Genomic DNA, 19,941 nt, shown 5'->3' with positions numbered 1-19,941 from the left:
GGCACCATGCACATTCGCGGCGCAGTCCTGGAGTCCATCGGCGCGGCCCGTCCGTATTCCACCTCCCGACCGATCACGGTGACCGAGCTCGAACTCGCCGATCCCGGCGACGGTGAGCTGCTGGTGCGCATCGAGGCCGCCGGCCTGTGCCACTCGGATCTCTCCGTGGTCGACGGTAACCGGGTCCGTCCGATCCCCATGCTGCTCGGCCACGAGGCCGCGGGCATCGTCGAGAAGGTCGGGGGTTCCTCGGATCTGGCGCCGGGCCAACGCGTGGTGATGACATTTCTTCCGCGCTGTGGGCAGTGCCGGTCGTGCGCGACCGACGGTCTGGCCCCGTGTATCCCCGGCAGTGCGGCCAATGGCGCGGGAACGTTGCTCAGCGGCGCCGTCCGGCTGGCGACCTCCGATGCCGAGCAGGTGCTGCACCATCTCGGGGTGTCCGGGTTCGCGACCCACGCGGTGGTGGACCGGCGGTCGGTCGTCCCGGTGGACGATGATGTGCCCGCGGTCGTCGCATCGCTGCTGGGTTGCGCGGTGCTCACCGGCGGCGGGGCGGTCCTCAACGCCGGGGATCCGAAACCCGGCCAGACCGTGGCGATCGTCGGCATGGGCGGTGTCGGGATGGCGGCCATGCTCACCGCGCTGGCGCATGATGATGTCCGGGTCGTCGCGGTGGACCGGCTGCCGGACAAGCTGGCGCTGGCCCGCGAGCTGGGCGCCCATGCGGTGTCCACCCCCGACGAGGCCGACTTCACCGCCGAGGTCGTCATCGAGGCCGTCGGCCATGCGGCCGCGCTGGAGACCGCCATCGGGCTGACCGCCCCCGGCGGGCGGACCATCACCGTCGGGCTACCGGCGCCGGACGCCCGGATCTCGTTGTCGCCGTTGAGCTTGGTGGCCGAGGGGCGGACGTTGATCGGCAGCTATCTGGGTTCGGCGGTGCCGGCCCGCGATATCCCGCGTTTCGTCGAATTGTGGCGGGCCGGAAGGCTTCCGGTGGAGAAGCTGGTGTCGGCGACGCTGACCCTCGATGAGATCAACGCGGGCATGGACGCCCTCGCCGATGGCCTTGCGGTGCGGCAGATCATCGAGTTCTAGCCTCAGATCGGCAGACCGACCCGCTTGCCGACGGCGCGCACCACCGACCACGCTCCCGGGGCGCCCTTGACCAACGGCCAGGTGACCAGGGCGATGGCCACCGAGGCGACGCTGACGGCCAGCGAGGTGGGCACCCGGACGGGATCCATCAGGTCGTTCTCGGCGAACGGGCCCGCGTCGGCGGAGACCATGTGCGGGGTGAACTTGCGCAGCGAGCGCCCGCGCAGGGTGTCGACGGCCTTCAGGATCGACCCTCTGGCCCGGATCTCGGCGCGGACGCTGTCGAGCGGCAGCCGCAGATGCTCGGCGAGCAGACCGTCGCGCATATCGGCGATATGCGTGCGGATGTCCTCGCGATCCGGCGAATCCTCCAGCGCCAGATCGCATTCGCTGTCGAAGCCCAGCGATCTGTTGTTCAGGTTGGACGATCCGATACGCAGGAACCGGTCATCGATGACCACGACCTTGGAGTGCACGTAGAGCGACTGCCCACCGGGCACGGCAGGCCAGTAGACCCCGAGCCGGTCGTGTTCGTCGGCCTCCCACAACAATCGGAGCATCCGTTCACGCGCGCTGTCCATCGATTCGCGTTCCAGCGGACTCTCCGAGGTGCGCGGCAGCACGACGATCACCTCGGGGCCGTTGCGCTCACGCAGACGGTCGGCGAGGGCCTCGCAGATGCCGCGGGAGGCCAGGTACTGGTTCTCCAGGTAGATGATGTCGCGTGCCGCCGCGATCGCGGCCAGGTTCAGCGCCTCCACCTCGCGGACTTCCTCGCGCTCGGGCAACGAAGGCAGGGTGCGGGCGATGCCCACCTCGACGTGGCGCAACGCCGGTTCGCAGTGCTGGGGCCAGACACTCGCGCCGGGTCCCAGGGGTGGCAGTTCCTCGCCGGTGGCCTGCCGCCAACGGTCGCGGGCAAGTTCGCCGAGGGCCTGGGCAGCGGGTCCGTCGACGACGGCGGCGACCTCGTGCCGCGGACCGTACGATTCACCGCCGCCGCGGCGTCCTGGGTTGTCCGCGGTGTGATCGCGGGTGTCCCACCGGCCCAACGTCAGATCGATGCCCCCGCAGAAAGCCACCGCGTCGTCGATGACGACGACCTTCTGGTGGTGCACCGCGCCCGTGGGATGCGCGCCGTCCACGGCGAGGTGCATCCGCTCGGAGGTGATCCGGTTGAGCCACTCGACCGGGACGATGCTGTACCAGTAGCGCTCGAACACCGACAGCAGCCGCAGGTTGGTCTTGAGCACGTACACCTTGAGATGCGGGCGACGCCACAGCAGCCAGAACAGGAACGGTCCGAGCTGGTTGGGGCCGGGCAGCGTGCCACGGCCAGGTTCAAATGTGGTCCGGGCATCGAAATCCCACCCGACCAGCAGGATACGGTTCTCCGCACCCAGCATCGCCGATTTCACGTGGGCCAGATAATCCGCGCCGTCGATGATCGGCGCGAAGCGCTCTGCCTCGACCGTGCGCCAGCACGTGTCCCCTTCGACCAGCAGCCGCTGCTCGGCCATAGTCATCTCCTCCGCCTGCACTCACATACTGAGTCGGCTTGCGGGCGGCCTCAGGCACGCGAAAGAGATGCGAAACACATCAGGGGTTTACCCAATATCGTGCAGATCGATGCCGGCTGTGGCCACCATCTCTGCGTAGCGACGGGCATCATCGGTGAGCTGGGTGAGGACCTGCTCGCCGGGGATCTCCATCGGTGTGAGGCTGTTCTGCTCGTTGAATCGCTGGTAGGCCGCGCTGGCGAAGGTCGACTTCAGGCCCGCGACCAGCGGGCCGGTCACCTCGGCGGGGGTGCCCTTGGGCACGGTCATGAAGCGGTACTGCGATACCACGACGTCGTAGCCCAGCTCCCTGGCGGTGGGGACGTCGGGCAGGAAATCGATCCGCTCGGGGCTGAAGACGTTGAGTGCGACGAGCTTGCCGGAGTCGATGTTCTCGATCGCCTCGCCCACGTGGATGACGGCGATATCGACGTCGTTGGCCAGCACGGCCGCCAAATTCGGGGCCCCGCTGCTGAACGGCACGGCCTCGGACAGCACGCCGGCGCCCTTCATCAGCAGCGCCCCACACAGTTGAGCTCCGGTACCCACCCCGGTCGTGCCGTACCGCAACGGCCGATGCGCCGCCTGCAGGTCGGCGATGGTGCGCAGGCCCGTCTCCGGACTGGTCACCAGCACATAGTTTTCGCTGGAGATGCCGTGCACCACATCGACGTCGCCGATGTGGCGGGCCTCGTCCGGAGCCACCGCCAGCGGTGTGATGGTGTAGAGCGACGCGTTCTGGATGGACAGCATCGTGCCGTCGGCGGGCGCACCGGCGAGATCGGCCGCCGCGGCGGCGCCGTTACCGCCCTGGCGATTGGTCACCCGGAACGGCTGGTCCAGATCGGCGGCGAGTCCCTTGGCGACGGCACGGCTGATCAGATCGCTGGACCCGCCGGCGGCATAGCCGACCAGCATGTCCACCGCACCGGTGGGCCAAACGCCCTCGGCCGCGCTCGAGGCATCGGCGGGCGCACCGTCACATGCGGTGACCACCAACGCGGCGGCCGCCGCGAGTGCGGCCAGTGAACGAGTGGCAGACATCCCCATGAGGGCCCTTCCCGGTACATCGACAGCTCGGGTATTGACGGTTACGTCAGGAAGGGTACGCGCCAGGTAGCTACCGAATGACCATTCCGGGTCGAATCAGAACCAACTGCTCTGCATATCGAGCGTCGTACGGTCCAGGCTCGCCAGCAAATCCAGTTGCGGGTATACCTTGGGCAACTCGTAGCGGTAGAAGAACCGGGCGGCCTGCCGTTTACCTTCGTAGAAATCCCCATCTTTGGCAAACGTGGCGAGGTGTTGCTCCAGCCACACCCATGCGATGACGATGTGACCGAAGGCCTCCAGATAGACCGCGCTGTTTGCCATCGTCACCGCAGGGTCGTCGCCGGCGAACATGGTGGCGGTCACCTCGACAAGGCGCTGCCACGCGGCGGCCAGTTGTGCGGCCAGCGGATCGTCACCGGCCCGCGTCACCGTATCGGTGATCCGGGCCGCCAGAGTTGTCATGGCCGCCCCGCCGTTCTGGGTGACCTTGCGACCCAACAGGTCCAGGCTCTGGATGCCGTGGGTGCCCTCGTGGATCGGGTTGAGCCGGTTGTCCCGATAATGCTGCTCGACGTCATATTCGCGGGTGTAGCCGTAACCGCCGAGCACCTGGATGGCCAGGCTGTTGGCTTCCAGGCACCACTGCGACGGCCAGCTCTTGGCGATCGGGGTCAGGATGTCGAGCAGCTCGCGCTCACCGAGGTCCGTGAGCTTCGCGCAATACAGCGCCAGCCCCAAGGCGCCCTCGACATAGGATTTCTGCGCGAGCAGCATCCGTTTGACATCGGCATGGGCGATGATCGGGACCTGCGGAGTGGCCGGATCCTTCACCAGGCGTCCCTGCGGCCGTTCGCGGGCGTAGTCCAATGACTTGAGATAGCCGGTGTAACCCAGTGCCACCGCGCCCATCCCGACCCCGAGCCGCGCCTCGTTCATCATGTGGAACATGTAGGCCAGTCCGCGATGCGGTTCACCGACCAGATATCCGACCGCGCCGTCGAAGTTCAGCACGGTGTTGGTGATGCCCCGTTGCCCCATCTTGTGGTTGAGGCCGGAGATCGCCACCGCATTGCGCGCACCCACGGTGCCGTCGGCGTCGACGATGTACTTGGGCACGATGAGCAGCGAGATGCCCTTGGTCCCCGCCGGGCCGCCGGGGATTTTCGCCAGCACCAGGTTGACGATGTTCTCGCTCATCTCGTGTTCGGCGCCCGAGATCCACATCTTGGTGCCGTACACCCGGTAGGTGCCGTCGTCCTGCGGCTCGGCGCGCGTGGTGATATCGGCCAACGAGGAACCGGCCTGGGTTTCCGAGAGCGCCATGGTGCCGGTGAACCGGCCCGCCAGCATCGGTTTGACGAACCTGTCGATCTGCTCGGGCGTGCCGAACTCCGCGAGCAGGTTGGCGTTGGCGATGGTCAGCATCAGGTAACCCGAAGTGCTGATGTTGGCCGCCGAGATCCACGCGAACCCGGCCTGGGCGACGGCGGTCGGCAGCTGCGCGCCACCGAGTTCGGCGTCGAAGGACATCCCGACCAAATCAGCCTTGGCGAACGCCTCCAGCGCCACTTTCACCTCGGGGATGACGGTGACGGTGGTGCCGTCGAACGTGGGCTCGTTGGCGTCGCTGAGCTTGTTGTGCGGCGCGAAATACCGTTCGGCCAGCTGTTCACACAGTTCCAGCACACCGTCGAACGTCTCCCGGGAGTGCTCGGCGAAACGCGGCAGTGAGGTCAACTCCTCGGCCCGCAGCCATTCGTAGAGCAGAAATTCCAGGTCGCGCCGGGACAGGATGGTCGACTTCATGTCGCCAGGCTAACCCCCGCTCAAGCGGCCGCGATCTCCCCCGACCTGAGCTCGCGCAATGCGGTGCGCAGGCCACGGCGCCGACCGGTGGCCGGATCGATCCCGAAGGATTCCCGGACGCCGTCGCGGATCCGGAATTTCAGCTCGGAGTTGGTCTCCGGTGCATCATCCGGGGTGGCCTTGAGGAATCTGTTCGGCAGTGCCAGTTTGGCGATCGTCCACCACGACTGGCTGTATTGCCGTGCAAGCGAGCCCGTCGTGTAGGGCAGGTCGTACTTGTCGCACAACGCCTGCACCTTCACTGCGATCTCGGCGTACCTGTTGCTCGGCAGATCCGGGAAGAGGTGGTGCTCGATCTGGTAGCAGAGGTTGCCACTCATGAAGGCCATCACCGGCCCGGCGTGGAAGTTCGCCGATCCCAGCATCTGGCGCAGATACCACTCGCCATGTGTTTCCCGCTCGAACTCCTCGCGGGTGAATTTCTCGGCGCCGTCCGGGAAGTGACCGCAGAAGATCACCACATACGCCCAGTAGTTGCGGATCAGGTTGGCGACCGCGTTCGCCCCGAGGGTGTGTTTCCAGTTGGGTCCCGACAGCGCCGGGAAGATCACGTAGTCCTTGCCGACCTGCTTGGCGACCTTCTTGCCGATGATCCGCAGATCTTTTCGGATCTCCGCCATGGTCTTCTCGCCCTTGCGCCACTTCGTGGTTTCCACGCCGTGCAAGGCGACACCCCATTCGAACAACGTGCCGAGCAGGAAGTTGTAGAGCGAGTTGCCGATCATCCAGCGCTCCCACGGCTCGTCGCGGGTGAGCCGCATGATGCCGTAGCCGATATCGTCGTCGAGGCCGATGACGTTGGTGTACTTGTGGTGGATGTAGTTGTGCGACTTCTTCCAGTGCACGGCCGGTGAGGTGGTGTCCCATTCCCATTCGGTCGAGTGGATCTCCGGGTCGTTCATCCAATCCCACTGGCCGTGGATGATGTTGTGCCCGAGCTCCATGTTCTCGATGATCTTGGCCGCGCCCAACATCGCGGTGCCCGCCGCCCAGCAGATCTTGTTGCGACTGTTGAACAATGCGATGCGTCCGCCGACGGCAAGCGCGCGTTGCAGCTGAATGGACCGGCGGATGTAGCGGGCATCGCGCTCGCCGCGGGATTCCTCCACCTCGGCGCGGATCGCGTCGAGCTCGCGTTCGAGTTGGTCGACATCTTCGGATGTGAGGTGGGCGTATGCCTTGATATCGGTGATGGCCATGCGATTCCTCCTAGACGTTGATGGTGCAGTCGCCGGACGCGGCCGAGACGCAGGTCTGGATCCGGTCGCCCTCGCCGTGCTCGGCGCCCGACCGGAAGTCGCGCACATGCCCGGATTCCAGTGGCAGCACGCAGGTTTGGCAGATTCCCATCCGGCATCCGAAGGGCATCTGGATGCCGAGGCGCTCGCCGGCCTCCAGCAGGGACGTGGCGCCGTCGACCTCGATCGTCTTGTCCGAGATGGCGAACGTCACCGTGCCGCCCTCACCGCCCTTGTCGGTCCGGTCGATGACGAATCGCTCCATGTGCAACTGGTTCTCGGGCAGCCCGGCCGCCGTCCAGACCCGCTCGATATCGTCGAGCATGGCCGGTGGCCCGCATGCCCAGGTCGGCCGCTCGGTCCAGTCGGGGACGATATCGGCCAGCCGGTCCAGGTCGAGGTGGCCCATCCGGTCGGTCATCTGCAGGTGCAGCCGGTAGTCGGGCCTGCCGTCCTGCATCTCGATCAGCTCGTCGTGAAAGATGACATCCTGCGGCGACGGCGCCGAGTGGATGTGCACGATATTGCTGGTCTGACCACGCTGGGCGATGGACCGCAGCATGGCCATCACCGGGGTGATCCCGCTGCCGGCGGTGACCAGGAGCATCTTCACCGGCGGCGGATCGGGCAAGGCGAACTGCCCCTTCGGTGCCGCCAAGCGAACAATTGTTCCGGGTTTCACACCGTTGACGAGGTGGGTGGACAGGAAGCCCTCGGGGGTGGCTTTGACGGTGATCGAGATCAGCTTGCCGTCGCGTTCGGGCACCGAGGTCAGGGAGTAGGACCGCCAGTGCCACCGGCCGTCGACGCGCAGACCGATTCCCACGTACTGGCCGGGTTGGTAATCGGCGGCGAAACCCCACCCCGGTTTGATGACCACGGTGGCCGAATCCTCGGTCTCCTTGCGGACGTCGACGATCGCACCGCGTAACTCGCGGGCAGTCCACAGCGGGTTGAGCATCTTGAGGTAGTCGTCGGGAAGGAGCGGAGTGGTGGCCCTGGCCGCCAGCCCGCGGATCATGTTGATCGTGGAGCCGCCGTCAGGCGACGCCGTCGCGATGTCACGCGCGGGCTTCTGGCTCCATTTCGTCAGCCCGCGAAGATCAAGTGAACACATGTACACCCAGTTACCCAGGTGCGACGCAGTTCACACATTTTCTTCTGCGCCTCAGCGGATGGTGCTGACTCCACCGTCGACCGGGATCACGGTGCCGGTGACATAGCTACTGGCGCGGCTCGCCAGGAAGACCGCGATACCGGCCATATCGTCTGGCTGCCCGACGCGTCCCAGCGGTAGCGCCGCACCGACGGCCTCCTCACCCGCCGACAACAGCACCTTGGTCATCCGCGACGGGAAGAGCCCCGGCGCTATGGCGTTCACCAGGATCTTGGGCGCCAGTTCGCCGGCCAGGTGCTGGGTCAGCGTGTGGACCGCGGCCTTGCTGGCGGCGTACGAGAAGTTGTTGCGACCGCGTTCGGGCACGTGGAAACCGTCGACGCTGCCGGTGTTGATCACCCGAGCCGGATCGTCGTCGGTGGCGGCGGCAGTCAGCAGCGGCACCAGCGCGCGGGTCAGCAGGAAGACGCCCTTGACGTTGACGTCGAAGACCCGGTCGAACCCGGACTCGGGGAATGTCTCGAAGGGCTCACCCCAGTTGGCGCCCGCGTTGTTGAACAGCGCGTGGACCGCGTCCTCCTTCGCGGCGACGGCATCGACGAGAGCCTGGACCCCGTCCGCGGTACCGAGGTCGGCCGAGATGCCCTCGACCTCACCGAGGGCGGACAGTTCGGCCACCGACGCGTCGAGTTCGGCCTGTTTGCGCGCCGCCAGGTACACCTTGGCCGCGCCGGCCTGCAACAGACCGCGGGCCATCATCACGCCGATACCGCGGCCACCGCCGGTGACCACGGCGACCTTGCCGTCGAGGCGGAACAAGTCGGTCATTCCAGGTCCTCTCAACTACTGGGCCCCGCCGAGTGGCTCGTCCGTGCGCACAGCCTCGTCCCGGATCAGTCCCCTCAACAGTGCGGTGCTGAACTCCACGGCGATCTCCTGGGCGGTGCGGCGGCCATGCGGGCGCAGCCACCGGTAGGCGCCCAGGGTCATACCGATATAGCCCAGCGCCAAGACGTGGGAGTCGCAGTCGAAGAACTCACCGCTGGCGATCCCCCGGTCGATGACATCCCGAACGTGTTCGTACACGGTGGCCTCGGCGGTCCGGATGTAGGCGACCTGCTCTTCGGTGAACCACTCCGAGATGTACGGACCCTCCTGGAAGTAGACGGCGGCCGCCTCCAGGTCGTTGGCGATGCCGGTGAGCAGCCGCCGGGTGAAGTGGTAGATGGTCTCGCGCGCGGTGGCCGTCGGATCGTCGTGCAGCGCCCCGACGGTGAAGTCGGCCGTCCGCTTGTAGATGTCCCAAAGGATCAGCGATTTGCTTGCGTAGTAGTGGTACACCGTGGCCTTGTTCAGGCCCACGGCGTCGGCGACATCGTCCATCCGGGTGCCGTGGTAGCCGCGGGCGGCGAAGAGCTTGGCGGCGACCGCCAGCAGTTCGTCGCGCCGTGACGAACCGTTGGATGCGGCTTCGGTGGACATGGCAACTCACTATCTGCAGACCCGGACGACCCGGGGTTGACCAATCAACTGGTTGGCCAGTGTAGGCAATGGGGCGGTTTGACTGTCCTGGGATCGCCCAGTGGGTTTAGACTTCTGCCAAACAGGGCTTGCTGCGGCGGAGGCGACTATGGATCCTAATCCCGATTACGACATCAGTGACGAGGGCGAGTTCTTCTTCAGCTGGCTGGCCTGGGGCCTGCGCGGGGTGTACCCGCCACCGGCGTATCCCCCGGTCTAACGAGACGTAAAAAGCACCCGCACGCCGTATGCGTGCGGGTGCTTTTTTGGCTCTGCACTCAGGCCGCGGCCGCCTTCACGGCCTCGCCGACGGCATTCCTGAGCTCGAGGAACTCCGGTGACCGCCGCAGCTCGTCGGCGTCGACACCGGTGCGTGGCAGCTCCGAGGGCAGGTCCAGGGCGATCTTGCCCGGCCGCCGGGTGAGCACCACGATGCGCGAACCGAGGAACGCCGCCTCCTCGGCACTGTGGGTGACGAACACCGTGGTGCGCCCCGATTCGGCACTGACCTGACGCACATCGTCCTGCAGCCGCTCACGGGTCAGCGCATCGAGCGCGGCGAACGGCTCGTCGAGCAGGAACAGCGGCGTCTCGGCGGCCAACGCGCGGGCGATCGCGACGCGCTGTTGTTGCCCGCCGCTGATCTCCCAGATCTTGCGGTCGGCGGTGCCGTCCAGCCCGACGCGCTCCAGCAGTTGCTCGCGGCGCTCGGCGCGTCGTTCGCGCGGCACCTTGGCGTACTTGAGCGCGAGGTCGACGTTCCCGCCCACGGTGCGCCATGGGAACAACCGCGGCTGTTGGAACACCACCCCGGAGGTGACCCCGGGTGTCGGCGCCGTCCCACCGACCTGAACCTCGCCCTCGCTGGGCGATTCGAACCCGGCGATGAGCCGTAACAGGGTGCTCTTCCCGCACCCGGAGGCACCGACCAGGACCAGGAAGGCCCCCGGTTCCACCTCCAGGTCCACCGGCCCCAGCGCGGTCACTTGATCGGCGCCGCGGCCGTAGCGGTGGGCCACGTTGGCGATACGCAACCCACCCGCCGGCTCAGCCGCCCGTGATGACACCGGGAAGCCCCTTCACATAGATGGCGTCCTGGAAGGTCTTCAGGTCCGCGGCCGCCGGAATCTGCTTCTGGTCGGCGAGGAACTGCGATGCACTCTGCAGATTGATGGCGATATTGCCCGGTGCCCCATCCGAGCCCAGCCATTCGGGCGAAGCGACGGCGGCCGGGGTCAGGTACACACCCTGCTTGAGCTGTCCGGCCACCTCGCTGTCGGGCAGACCGATCTCGGCGGCGATCGCCTTGGCTGCCGCGGCCGGATCGTCGGAGATGGTGTCCAGCGCACGGGCCTGCTGCTGACGCCAGGTGTCGACCACCTCAGGGTGTTCTCGGGCGAACGCGTCGGCGACCACACCGAGATCGAGGGTCGGCTTACCGTCTGCGGCCAGCTGACGACTGGTGATCAGGTCCTTGCCGGTCTTGCGCAACTGGTCCAGCGTCGGCAACCAGGTGTACGCGGCGTCGATGTCCCCGCGCTCCCAGGCCGCCAGGATGGCCTGTGGTTGCAGGTCGATGAGCTGAACATCGTTGGGCGACAGGTTGTTCTGCGCCAGCGCTGCCAACAGGCTGTAGTGCGCGGTCGAGGCGAACGGCGTGGCGATCCGCTTCCCGCGCAGATCGGGGATGCTGTTGACCCCCGCATCGTTGCGGGCGATCAGCGCCTCGTTGTCACCGGCGACATCCAACACGAAGGCCACCTTGTAGGGAATGTTCAGCGGCGCGGACAGCCCCCTGGCGACCGGGCTGGAGCCCAGCGCCCCGAAATCGAGTTCCTTGGCGATGAACGCCGTGTTGACGTCGGCACCCGAATCGAACTTGATCCACTTGATGTTGAAGTCGGGCAACGCCTCTTCGAGCCATTTGTTGTTCTTGACGATCAGATCGCCACTGGGGAAGGTCTGGTATCCGATGCGCAGCGTGGGCTTGGCCGGGTCACTTCCGCCACCGCCGGATCCGGAGTTGTCCACCGCGCAACCGGCCAGCGCGATCACGCTCGCGGCGGCCACGGCCATCAGGGATTTGAACTTCATCTAGATTTTTCCTCTCCAGGGGACGGCACGCCGTTCCAGCGACCGCAGCAATCCGTCGATGACCAGCCCCGAGAATCCGATGGCGAAGATCCCGACCAGCACGACTGGGGTGTTGTTGTAGTTACTTGCGTCCTTGACCAATCCGCCGATACCGGGGATTCCGTTGAACAGTTCCGCGGCGACCACCGACGAATAGGCCATGCCGACCGCCAGCCGGATGCCGGTGAAGGTCTCCGGCAGCGCCGCGGGCACCACGACATCGCGGATCACCTGGGCCCGGGTCGCGCCAAGGGCACGGGCCGCCTCCTGCAATCCGACCGGCGCCGCCACGACGGCGGCGGTGGTGGCCACTGCGGCCGGTGGCAACGCCGCCAGGGCGAGCAGGGTGATCTTGGGCGCCTCGTCGATACCCAGCCAGATGACGAGCAGGAAGAAGTAGGCCAGCGGCGGAAGCGCCCGCAGGAACGTCAGCCATGGCTCGAGCACACTGCGCAGCCAGCCCACCGACCCCATCAACAAACCCAGCAGCACGCCGAACACCACACCGATGACCACGCCGGCCAGCACCCGGCGCAGCGTCATGTAGAGGTGTTCGTAGAGCAGGTAACCGGCGTAGCCGCGCACGCCGTCATGCGTGGTGGAGACGTCGAGGAACGCGCGCCACACCGTGCTCGGGTAGGGCACGAACGTCTGGTTCCAGATGCCGGCGCTCGCGACCACCTGCCAGACGGCGAAGAACACCAGCACCGACAGCAACGGCAGCCCGGCCTTGGTGAGGACGGCGCGCAATCGGCGACGGGGCGCCGCGGGACGTGGCGAGTCGACAGCCGATGGGTCGGGCACGATATCGACGAAAACGGACACGGGCGGCCGACTTTCTGTTGCTGGAAAAGGACTGAACGGACGAGTTCAGCAGCAACAGCAGGGGTCGGCGGACCGCGTCGTGTTCACCCGCGTATTGCTACCCGGGTGGGGACGATGGCAGAAGGTCTGGAATCGGGGTGAGTTTTATCCGCGCTGGGCCCGCGCCAACGCGCCGGCCAGCCACGGCAGTACATCCCGGCGTTGCCAGGCCGCAGCGGTGGAGGCTGCCACGGCCGCGGACACCGCCGCCGAGCGTTCACGGGCACCCGCGGCGACAGCCCGCAGCCGCTCGCTCAGCGGCACCGCGGGCAGCTGCGCGGGTTCGGGCAGCCACGGTTGCGTTGCCGGTGCGTTCGATACGGCGGCCAGACCCAGCTTCTCCCGATAGCGCTCACCGCAGGATCGGCAGTGCACCTCGTAGCGCACCAGGCTGCGGTCGTTCTCGATGAATCGGTAATCGGCCACGGATACACAGAAGGGACACCGGGCCTGCCCGCGTTCGATCACCATTTCCATGCCCAACATGGTGGGACGCGCGCCGCCACCGCCGACATGGTTCGCCCCATGTCGATACGTGTTCGCCGCACATCCGAGACCGAACCGCTCAGCGCAGATTGTCGACCCGCCGCGGGGTGTCACCGGTGCTCGCGTCGCCGACCTCGGCGCGGTCGTCTCGCTTGCCGGTCTTGACGTCCGGGTCCAGCTTGTCGATGCGCTTGCTGCGCTCCTCGAGTTCCTCCTGCTGCTCGGCCACCGTTTGCTGATGCGACGACGCCCGGTCGGCGAGCCTGCGCGCCTCGGCTGCCTTCGCCTCCGCCTCGGCCGCGGCCGCCCGCGCCCGCGCGTCGGTCTCGTCGGCCAGCGCCTGCCGCTTGGCCACCTGCTCGCGCTCGGCCTCCAGTTCGGTGCGCATCTTCTCGGCAGCGACCCGACGTCGCTTCTGCCTCGCGACCAGGGCCAGACCCACCACGACCGCGATGACAACCACCGCGGCAATGACGATCCACAACGTGTTCGTGTCAGACATCTTTCGCTCCTTGCTGGGCTACGGACGCCGCGCTTATCGACGCGCGCGCTAATTGCGGGTGCCCAGCCGACTGCGCGGCGAAACTCCGCGCGCCGAGCTAGCGACGGCCGTTGCGGCCCTTGGACGTGCTGACGAGCAGCGTCACGACCACCGTCACGGCGACCAGCGCGGCGATGATGACGATCACGGTCTCGATATCGGACATGGAAGTTCCTTCGTCGGTGGTGCCTCGGATTATCTTCTGCAAGCCTGTCCATTACCTGGATGCCCAGGAATCCGGTGAATGATGGCCGAGTGACGACAGTGACCGGTCGGTTGTGGCGGGACGGGCAATCCCATGACGAGGAATTCACCTTCGAGGCGATCTCGGACTGCCTGGCATCCGAGGACCGCCTGGTGTGGGCCGATATCTACGACCCCGACCATGAAGCGCTCGCGGCGCTCGCCGCCGAACTGCACCTGGACATGTGGGCCGTCGAGGACGCCGTGGCTCCCAAGGAGCGGACCAAGGCCAGCGTGTACCGCACGCACACGTTCTTCACGGTCTATGCCGTGGACATCCTCGGCACCGGTGAGGACGAATCCATCACCTCCACCCTCGTCAAACACCGCATCTCGGCGTTCGTGCTGCCCCGCGGGCTGATCACGGTGCGCCTGCCCTCGGTCAACCACCCCGAGGTGCACTTCGACATCCGCGAAGTCTCGCAACGCTTCGACGAACTCGGCGGCCAGCAGTACGGGGTGGGTGCCCTGGTACACGCGCTGCTCGACGTCGTCGTCGACGGACACTTCGATGCGGTGCAGTCCCTCGACGACGCCATCGAAGGACTGGAGGACGAGCTTTTCGACGACAGCGGGCCACGGCGCGGCCTGCAGCGCCGGACGTTCCGGCTCCGTAAGGAACTCGTCGAACTTCGTCGCGCCGTGTTGCCGATGCGAGAGGTGGTCGGCGCGATCCAGCACCGGCGCCTCGACGGGGAATCGCCCTCGAGCGCGCCGTCACTGGACTCGCTGTACGCCGATCTCTACGACCATGTACTGCGCGCCTCGGAATGGACCGAGTCGCTGCGCGACATGGTGACCACCGTGTTCGAGACCAACCTCTCCTTGCAGGACGCGCGGCTGAATACCGTGATGAAGAAGCTGACCAGCTGGGCCGCGATCATCGCGGTACCGACGGCCATCACTGGGTTCTACGGCCAGAACGTGCTCTACCCGGGCATCGAGACGACCGCCGGGTTCATCACCAGTTCGGCACTGATCGTCGTGCTGGTCGCCATCCTGTACGTGATGTTCCGCAGGCGGGACTGGTTGTAGTCCCGCTGTGAGCTGGCGCACGCCGGCGCACCGTGTTTCGCGTGTTTGCCCACGCTGGGCGACGTCGGCTGACCGCTCACCGCATGAGGGGCATACGCGCAATGCGCGGGCAAATGCGAGACTCTTCCGATGATCATCGGCATTCCGCGCGAAACTCACGCGGGCGAGACACGGGTCGCGGCGACGCCTGCGACCGTTGGGCAAATCATCAAGCTGGGTTATGACGTCGTCGTAGAGACCGGCGCGGGTGCGGCCTCGAGCTTCTCCGACGCCGCCTATGTAGAGGCCGGCGCCGGCATCGGCACCACCCAGGAAGTACTGTCGGCCGACGTCGTACTGAAGGTCAATGCCCCTGATGACACCGAGATCGCGGCGCTCAAGGACGGCGCGACGCTGGTCAGTCTGATCTCCCCGGCGCTGAAGCCCGACCTCGTCGAGAAGCTGTCGGCGCGTCCCATCACGGTGTTGGCGATGGACGCGGTGCCCCGCATCTCACGCGCGCAGTCACTGGACGTGCTGTCCTCGATGGCCAATATCGCCGGCTACCGGGCCGTCGTCGAGGCCGCGCACAGCTTCGGGCGGTTCTTCACCGGCCAGGTCACCGCGGCGGGCAAGGTGCCGCCGGCCAAGGTCCTGGTTGTCGGTGCCGGAGTGGCCGGGCTGGCCGCGATCGGCGCCGCGGGCAGCCTCGGTGCGATCGTGAAGGCCACCGACCCGCGGCCCGAGGTCGCCGACCAGGTCAAGTCCCTCGGCGGCGAGTACGTCTCGGTCGACCCGGCGGCCGCCGAGGTGTCGGCCACCGGCTACGCCAAGGAGATGGGCGAGGATTACAAGGCCCGCGAGGCGCAGCTCTACGCCGAGCTGGCCAGCGAGGTCGACATCATCATCACCACGGCCTTGATCCCGGGTAAGCCTGCGCCGCGGATCATCACCGCCGAGATGGTCGCCTCCATGCGCCCGGGCAGCGTGATCGTGGACATGGCCGCATCCAATGGCGGCAATGTCGAGGGCACCGTCAAGGATCAGGCGATCGTCACCGACAACGGCGTGACGATCATCGGCTACACCGACCTGGCCGGCCGTCTGCCGGCCACCGCATCGCAGCTCTACGGCACCAACCTGGTGAACCTGCTCAAGCTGGTGACGCCCGAGAAGGACGGCCGGCTCACGCTGGACTTCGACGACGTCGTCCAACGCTCGGTCACCGTGGTGCGTGACGGCGAGGTCACCTGGCCGCCCCCGCCTGTGCAGGTGTCCGCGGCACCTGCCGCCGCGGCGGCCGCCACCCCTGCCGAGAAACCGGCTCCCAAGCCGCCGATGTCGGCTCAGCGCAGGCTCGGCCTGACGTTCGCCGGTGCGGCAGCGTTGTTCGCCTTGATCGCGATATCGCCGGCCGCACTGCAGGTGCATCTGGTGGTGTTCGCGCTGGCCATCGTCATCGGCTACTACGTGATCAGCGGTGTCCACCACGCGTTGCACACGCCACTGATGTCGGTGACGAACGCGATCTCGGGAATCATCGTCGTCGGCGCGCTGCTGCAGATCGGCACCGGCGATCTGGCGATCACCGTATTGGCCACCATCGCGATCTTGCTGGCCAGCATCAACGTCTTCGGTGGTTTCGCGGTGACCCGCCGCATGCTCGCGATGTTCTCCCGCAGCTAGGGCTGCCCTCCCACTTCTCACGACACTCTCTGTGAACGGATTCCCCATGCTTTCTCTGGAAACCGCGGCCACCGCGGCCTATGTGGTCGCGGCGCTGCTGTTCATCCTGGCCCTCGCGGGCCTGTCGAAACACGAAACATCCAAGGCCGGCAACACTTTCGGCATCGCGGGCATGGCGGTGGCGCTGATCGCCACCGTCGTGTTGGCCATCGGCCGTGATATCGAACCGCTCGGTCTCGGCCTGCTGGTGGGCGCCATGGCCATCGGTGCGGCGATCGGTCTGTGGCGGGCCAAGATCGTCGAGATGACCGGCATGCCCGAGCTCATCGCGTTGCTGCACTCATTCGTCGGCCTGGCCGCCGTGCTGGTCGGCTGGAACGGTTACCTGCACGTGGAGGCTCATCCGGATGGTGCCGAGGCCGCGCATCTTGCCGGCCAGGGCATGCTGGGCATCCATTCGGCCGAGGTGTTCATCGGCGTATTCATCGGCGCGGTGACATTCACCGGATCGATCGTGGCCAACCTCAAACTGTCGGCCCGCATCAAATCCGCGCCATTGATGTTGCCTGGCAAGAACTTCCTGAACGTCGGCGCGCTGGTGGTCTTCATCGCGCTGACGGTCTGGTTCGTCATCGAGCCCCAGCTGTGGCTGCTGGTCGTGGTGACCGTGCTGGCGCTGCTGCTGGGCTGGCATCTGGTCGCCTCGATCGGCGGTGGCGATATGCCGGTCGTTGTCTCGATGCTCAACAGCTACTCCGGCTGGGCCGCCGCAGCATCGGGCTTCCTGCTGGGCAACGACCTGTTGATCATCACCGGCGCGCTGGTCGGCTCCTCCGGTGCGTTCCTGTCCTACATCATGTGCAAGGCGATGAACCGTTCGTTCATCTCGGTCATCGCAGGCGGTTTCGGTATCGAAGCCGGCCCCGCGGAGGACAAGGATTACGGCGAACACCGCGAGATCACCGCCGAGGGCGCCGCGGAACTGCTCGCCAATGCCTCCTCGGTGATCATCACACCGGGATACGGCATGGCCGTGGCGCAGGCCCAGTACGGAGTCGCCGACCTGACCCGCAAGCTGCGCGAGCGCGGCGTCGACGTGCGCTTCGGCATCCACCCGGTCGCGGGCCGACTCCCCGGGCACATGAACGTGCTGCTGGCCGAGGCCAAGGTGCCCTACGACATCGTGCTCGAAATGGATGAGATCAACGACGATTTCGACGGCACCTCGGTGGTGCTGGTCATCGGCGCCAACGACACCGTCAACCCGGCTGCGTCCGAGGATCCGGGGTCACCGATCGCTGGTATGCCGGTGCTGACGGTGTGGAATGCCGACAACGTCATCGTGTTCAAGCGTTCCATGGCGTCCGGGTACGCCGGTGTGCAGAATCCGCTGTTCTTCCGGGAGAACACCCAGATGCTCTTCGGTGATGCCAAGGATCGCGTCGACGCGATCAACGCCGCGCTGTAACCACTCGGCCCGGCATCCCGTTCGCCGGATTCCACGACATGGTCGCCATTGCCTCAGGTGATGGCGACCATGTCGTTTTTGCGTCAGTCCGGTTCTCCGGTTCTGCGGTCCGGCCGGTTCTGCGGTCGGGTCAGGCCCGTAAACCGTCGGTGAGCAGGGTCGCCAACTCGGTGTAGGCCTCGGCATCACTGAGCCCGGTGGCCGCACCCACCTCGCGCTGCTGGATGCGCACCATCATGGTGGCGATGAGATCTCCGGCGAAGGCGGCGTTGACCGAGCGGAACGCTCCCGCGGTGACCCCTTCCTCGATGAGCTGGCGCACCCGCTCCGCGGCGGCCGCGGTGTTGGCTTCGTAGACCTCGCGCGCCGGAGCGAACGCGTTCATATCCGCCATGAACGCCTCGGATGCCACGGCCAACTCGGCTCCGACCGCCGTCAGATACGCCGCCACGCGATCGCGTGCGTTGCCCGTCCGCGCCAGGCTGGTCTCGACCGCGATCGTCGCCCGCTTGAAGAAGTGCACGGTGACCCGACGCACCAACTCATCCTTGCTCGATGCCAACGCATACAGCGTGGTCTTCGAGCAGCGCAACCGGGCGGCAATCTCGTCGAGCGTCAGGTGGCCGAATCCCTCGGCGAGCATCAACTCCAGCAGTTCGTCGAACAGTCGGATCTGTCTGCGGGTTGCGAAACCACTCTCGACCAGCTCGGACATTCTCCGATAGTACTTCAGCGGCTATTCCAGTACTCTTTTGACGATACTGCGAACCGCATCGCAGTACTGTTTTGAGAGGTGAACCCGTGCCCGTCGAACGCCTGCTTCCGTCCGAGGACGCCGCCGAACTGATCGCACTGACCCGCGATATCGCGGACAAGGTGCTCGACCCGATCGTCGACGAGCACGAGCGGACCGAGACCTATCCCGACGGCGTCTTCCCCCAACTCGGGGCCGCCGGGCTGCTCAGCCTGCCCCAGCCCGAGCAATGGGGCGGCGGCGGGCAGCCCTACGAGGTGTACCTCCAGGTACTCGAGGAGATTGCGGCCCGCTGGGCCACGGTGGCCGTGGCGGTCAGCGTGCACAGCCTTTCCACCCACGCCCTGTTGTCCTTCGGCACCGAGGAACAGAAGGGTCGTTGGCTGCCCGGCATGCTGTCGGGTGACCAGATCGGCGCCTACAGCCTGTCCGAACCGCAGGCGGGTTCCGACGCGGCCGCTTTACGCTGTGCCGCGACCAGGGACGGCGACCACTACGTGATCAACGGCTCGAAGGCGTGGATCACCCACGGTGGCAAGGCCGACTTCTACACGCTGTTCGCCAGAACCGGTGACGGATCAAAGGGCATCTCCTGTTTCCTAGTGCCCGGCGATCTGGACGGTTTGAGCTTCGGCAAGCCCGAGGAGAAGATGGGCCTACACGCCGTCCCAACCACTGCCGCGTTCTACGACAATGCCCGCCTCGATGCCGACCGGTTGATCGGTACCGAAGGACAGGGCCTGTCGATCGCCTTCTCTGCCCTCGATGCCGGCCGACTCGGCATCGCCGCGGTCGCCGTCGGCATCGCACAGGCCGCACTCGATGAGGCCACCCGGTACGCGAATGAACGAACCACCTTCGGCCGCAAGATCATCGACCACCAGGGATTGGGATTCGTGCTTGCCGATATGGCCGCCGCGGTCGTGAGCGCGCGCGCCACCTATCTGGACGCCGCGCGGCGCCGCGACCTCGGCCTGCCGTACTCGACCCAGGCATCGGTGGCCAAACTGATCGCGACAGACGCCGCCATGAAGGTGACCACCGATGCCGTGCAGGTACTCGGCGGCGTCGGTTACACCCGCGACTTCCGACCGGAGCGCTACATGCGGGAAGCCAAGATCACCCAGATCTTCGAGGGCACCAACCAGATCCAGCGCCTGGTGATCGCCCGCGGGCTGACGGCCTAGCATTCGACCGCGCCCCGGCCGCAGCCGACTCACTGTTCAGTTGTCAAGGTGCGCTTCGGTTTTGCGTTAGGCAGCTGCCGGTAGGTCGGTCATGGTGCGGCGGGCGTGGG

General features: G+C 66.6%; 19 protein-coding genes. 6 read left to right on the top strand and 13 right to left on the bottom strand.

The window, feature by feature from the left end:
- The first annotated feature begins 6 nt into the window (after window positions 1-6).
- The gene (locus tag IC40_RS0106640) at window positions 7-1,101 is read left to right on the top strand and encodes an alcohol dehydrogenase catalytic domain-containing protein (RefSeq protein ID WP_030133958.1); all 1,095 of its coding nucleotides are present in this window, start codon (window positions 7-9) and stop codon (window positions 1,099-1,101) included.
- A gap of 2 nt (window positions 1,102-1,103) precedes the next feature.
- On the opposite strand, the gene IC40_RS0106635 is transcribed toward IC40_RS0106640, so the two are convergent.
- From IC40_RS0106635 to IC40_RS0106605, 7 genes are all read right to left on the bottom strand, one after another.
- Window positions 1,104-2,621: a phospholipase D-like domain-containing protein gene (locus tag IC40_RS0106635; protein WP_036469523.1), complete on the bottom strand. Its 1,518-nt coding sequence runs from the start codon at window positions 2,619-2,621 to the stop codon at window positions 1,104-1,106.
- An 87-nt stretch (window positions 2,622-2,708) separates the two neighbouring features.
- Entirely contained in the window at window positions 2,709-3,704 is a 996-nt protein-coding gene (locus IC40_RS0106630; RefSeq protein ID WP_030133956.1) for a tripartite tricarboxylate transporter substrate binding protein, read from the bottom strand.
- A 102-nt stretch (window positions 3,705-3,806) separates the two neighbouring features.
- Window positions 3,807-5,519 carry an acyl-CoA dehydrogenase gene (locus IC40_RS0106625; RefSeq protein ID WP_030133955.1) on the bottom strand — a complete coding sequence of 571 codons (1,713 nt, stop codon included), beginning with the start codon at window positions 5,517-5,519 and terminating at the stop codon, window positions 3,807-3,809.
- Window positions 5,520-5,539: 20 nt separating this feature from the next.
- Window positions 5,540-6,778 carry a fatty acid desaturase family protein gene (locus IC40_RS0106620; RefSeq protein ID WP_030133954.1) on the bottom strand — a complete coding sequence of 413 codons (1,239 nt, stop codon included), beginning with the start codon at window positions 6,776-6,778 and terminating at the stop codon, window positions 5,540-5,542.
- Window positions 6,779-6,788: 10 nt separating this feature from the next.
- On the bottom strand, window positions 6,789-7,934 hold the full coding sequence (locus tag IC40_RS0106615) for a ferredoxin reductase (RefSeq protein WP_030133953.1): 1,146 nt from the start codon (window positions 7,932-7,934) through the stop codon (window positions 6,789-6,791).
- A gap of 51 nt (window positions 7,935-7,985) precedes the next feature.
- Entirely contained in the window at window positions 7,986-8,762 is a 777-nt protein-coding gene (locus IC40_RS0106610) for an SDR family oxidoreductase (RefSeq protein WP_030133952.1), read from the bottom strand.
- Window positions 8,763-8,777: 15 nt separating this feature from the next.
- Window positions 8,778-9,416: a TetR/AcrR family transcriptional regulator gene (locus IC40_RS0106605; protein ID WP_030133951.1), complete on the bottom strand. Its 639-nt coding sequence runs from the start codon at window positions 9,414-9,416 to the stop codon at window positions 8,778-8,780.
- Window positions 9,417-9,564: 148 nt separating this feature from the next.
- On the opposite strand from IC40_RS0106605, the gene IC40_RS27500 reads away from it, so the two are divergent.
- The gene (locus tag IC40_RS27500) at window positions 9,565-9,675 is read left to right on the top strand and encodes a hypothetical protein (RefSeq protein WP_019514171.1); all 111 of its coding nucleotides are present in this window, start codon (window positions 9,565-9,567) and stop codon (window positions 9,673-9,675) included.
- Between the two features lie 58 nt (window positions 9,676-9,733).
- Here IC40_RS27500 and IC40_RS0106595 read toward each other — a convergent pair whose 3' ends face one another.
- From IC40_RS0106595 to IC40_RS0106575, 5 genes are all read right to left on the bottom strand, one after another.
- Window positions 9,734-10,522, bottom strand: coding sequence for an ABC transporter ATP-binding protein (locus IC40_RS0106595; protein WP_030133950.1), 789 nt, complete (start codon window positions 10,520-10,522; stop codon window positions 9,734-9,736).
- Complete coding sequence (locus IC40_RS0106590; RefSeq protein ID WP_030133949.1) at window positions 10,503-11,549, bottom strand: taurine ABC transporter substrate-binding protein; 1,047 nt, start codon at window positions 11,547-11,549, stop codon at window positions 10,503-10,505. Before IC40_RS0106590 ends, IC40_RS0106595 begins: the two co-directional genes overlap by 20 nt.
- Window positions 11,550-12,413, bottom strand: a complete 864-nt coding sequence (locus IC40_RS0106585; protein WP_030133948.1) for an ABC transporter permease — start codon at window positions 12,411-12,413, stop codon at window positions 11,550-11,552. It abuts the gene before it with no gap.
- 144 nt (window positions 12,414-12,557) lie between these two features.
- Complete coding sequence (locus IC40_RS26435) at window positions 12,558-12,929, bottom strand: hypothetical protein (RefSeq protein WP_036469518.1); 372 nt, start codon at window positions 12,927-12,929, stop codon at window positions 12,558-12,560.
- 88 nt (window positions 12,930-13,017) lie between these two features.
- Entirely contained in the window at window positions 13,018-13,440 is a 423-nt protein-coding gene (locus tag IC40_RS0106575) for a hypothetical protein (RefSeq protein ID WP_030133946.1), read from the bottom strand.
- Window positions 13,441-13,734: 294 nt separating this feature from the next.
- Between IC40_RS0106575 and IC40_RS0106565 the strand changes: the two genes are divergently transcribed.
- The 3 genes from IC40_RS0106565 to pntB all read left to right on the top strand — a co-directional run bounded on the left by IC40_RS0106565 (window position 13,735) and on the right by pntB (window position 17,890).
- Window positions 13,735-14,757, top strand: coding sequence for a magnesium transporter CorA family protein (locus IC40_RS0106565; RefSeq protein WP_030133945.1), 1,023 nt, complete (start codon window positions 13,735-13,737; stop codon window positions 14,755-14,757).
- A gap of 129 nt (window positions 14,758-14,886) precedes the next feature.
- Complete coding sequence (locus IC40_RS0106560) at window positions 14,887-16,422, top strand: Re/Si-specific NAD(P)(+) transhydrogenase subunit alpha (protein WP_030133944.1); 1,536 nt, start codon at window positions 14,887-14,889, stop codon at window positions 16,420-16,422.
- Between the two features lie 46 nt (window positions 16,423-16,468).
- Window positions 16,469-17,890, top strand: coding sequence for a Re/Si-specific NAD(P)(+) transhydrogenase subunit beta (gene pntB / locus IC40_RS0106555; RefSeq protein WP_030133943.1), 1,422 nt, complete (start codon window positions 16,469-16,471; stop codon window positions 17,888-17,890).
- A gap of 130 nt (window positions 17,891-18,020) precedes the next feature.
- On the opposite strand, the gene IC40_RS0106550 is transcribed toward pntB, so the two are convergent.
- Window positions 18,021-18,605, bottom strand: coding sequence for a TetR/AcrR family transcriptional regulator (locus IC40_RS0106550; RefSeq protein ID WP_030133942.1), 585 nt, complete (start codon window positions 18,603-18,605; stop codon window positions 18,021-18,023).
- A gap of 86 nt (window positions 18,606-18,691) precedes the next feature.
- Between IC40_RS0106550 and IC40_RS0106545 the strand changes: the two genes are divergently transcribed.
- A complete protein-coding gene (locus IC40_RS0106545; RefSeq protein ID WP_030133941.1) occupies window positions 18,692-19,831 on the top strand; it encodes an acyl-CoA dehydrogenase family protein in 1,140 nt (379 codons plus the stop codon).
- The last annotated feature ends 110 nt before the right edge of the window (window positions 19,832-19,941 follow it).

The organism is Mycolicibacterium neoaurum ATCC 25795 (genome assembly GCF_000691525.1).
Classification (GTDB): domain Bacteria; phylum Actinomycetota; class Actinomycetes; order Mycobacteriales; family Mycobacteriaceae; genus Mycobacterium; species Mycobacterium neoaurum.
The sequence above is the reverse complement of the archived record's forward strand: the minus strand, read 5'-3'. Positions and strand labels throughout refer to the sequence as shown.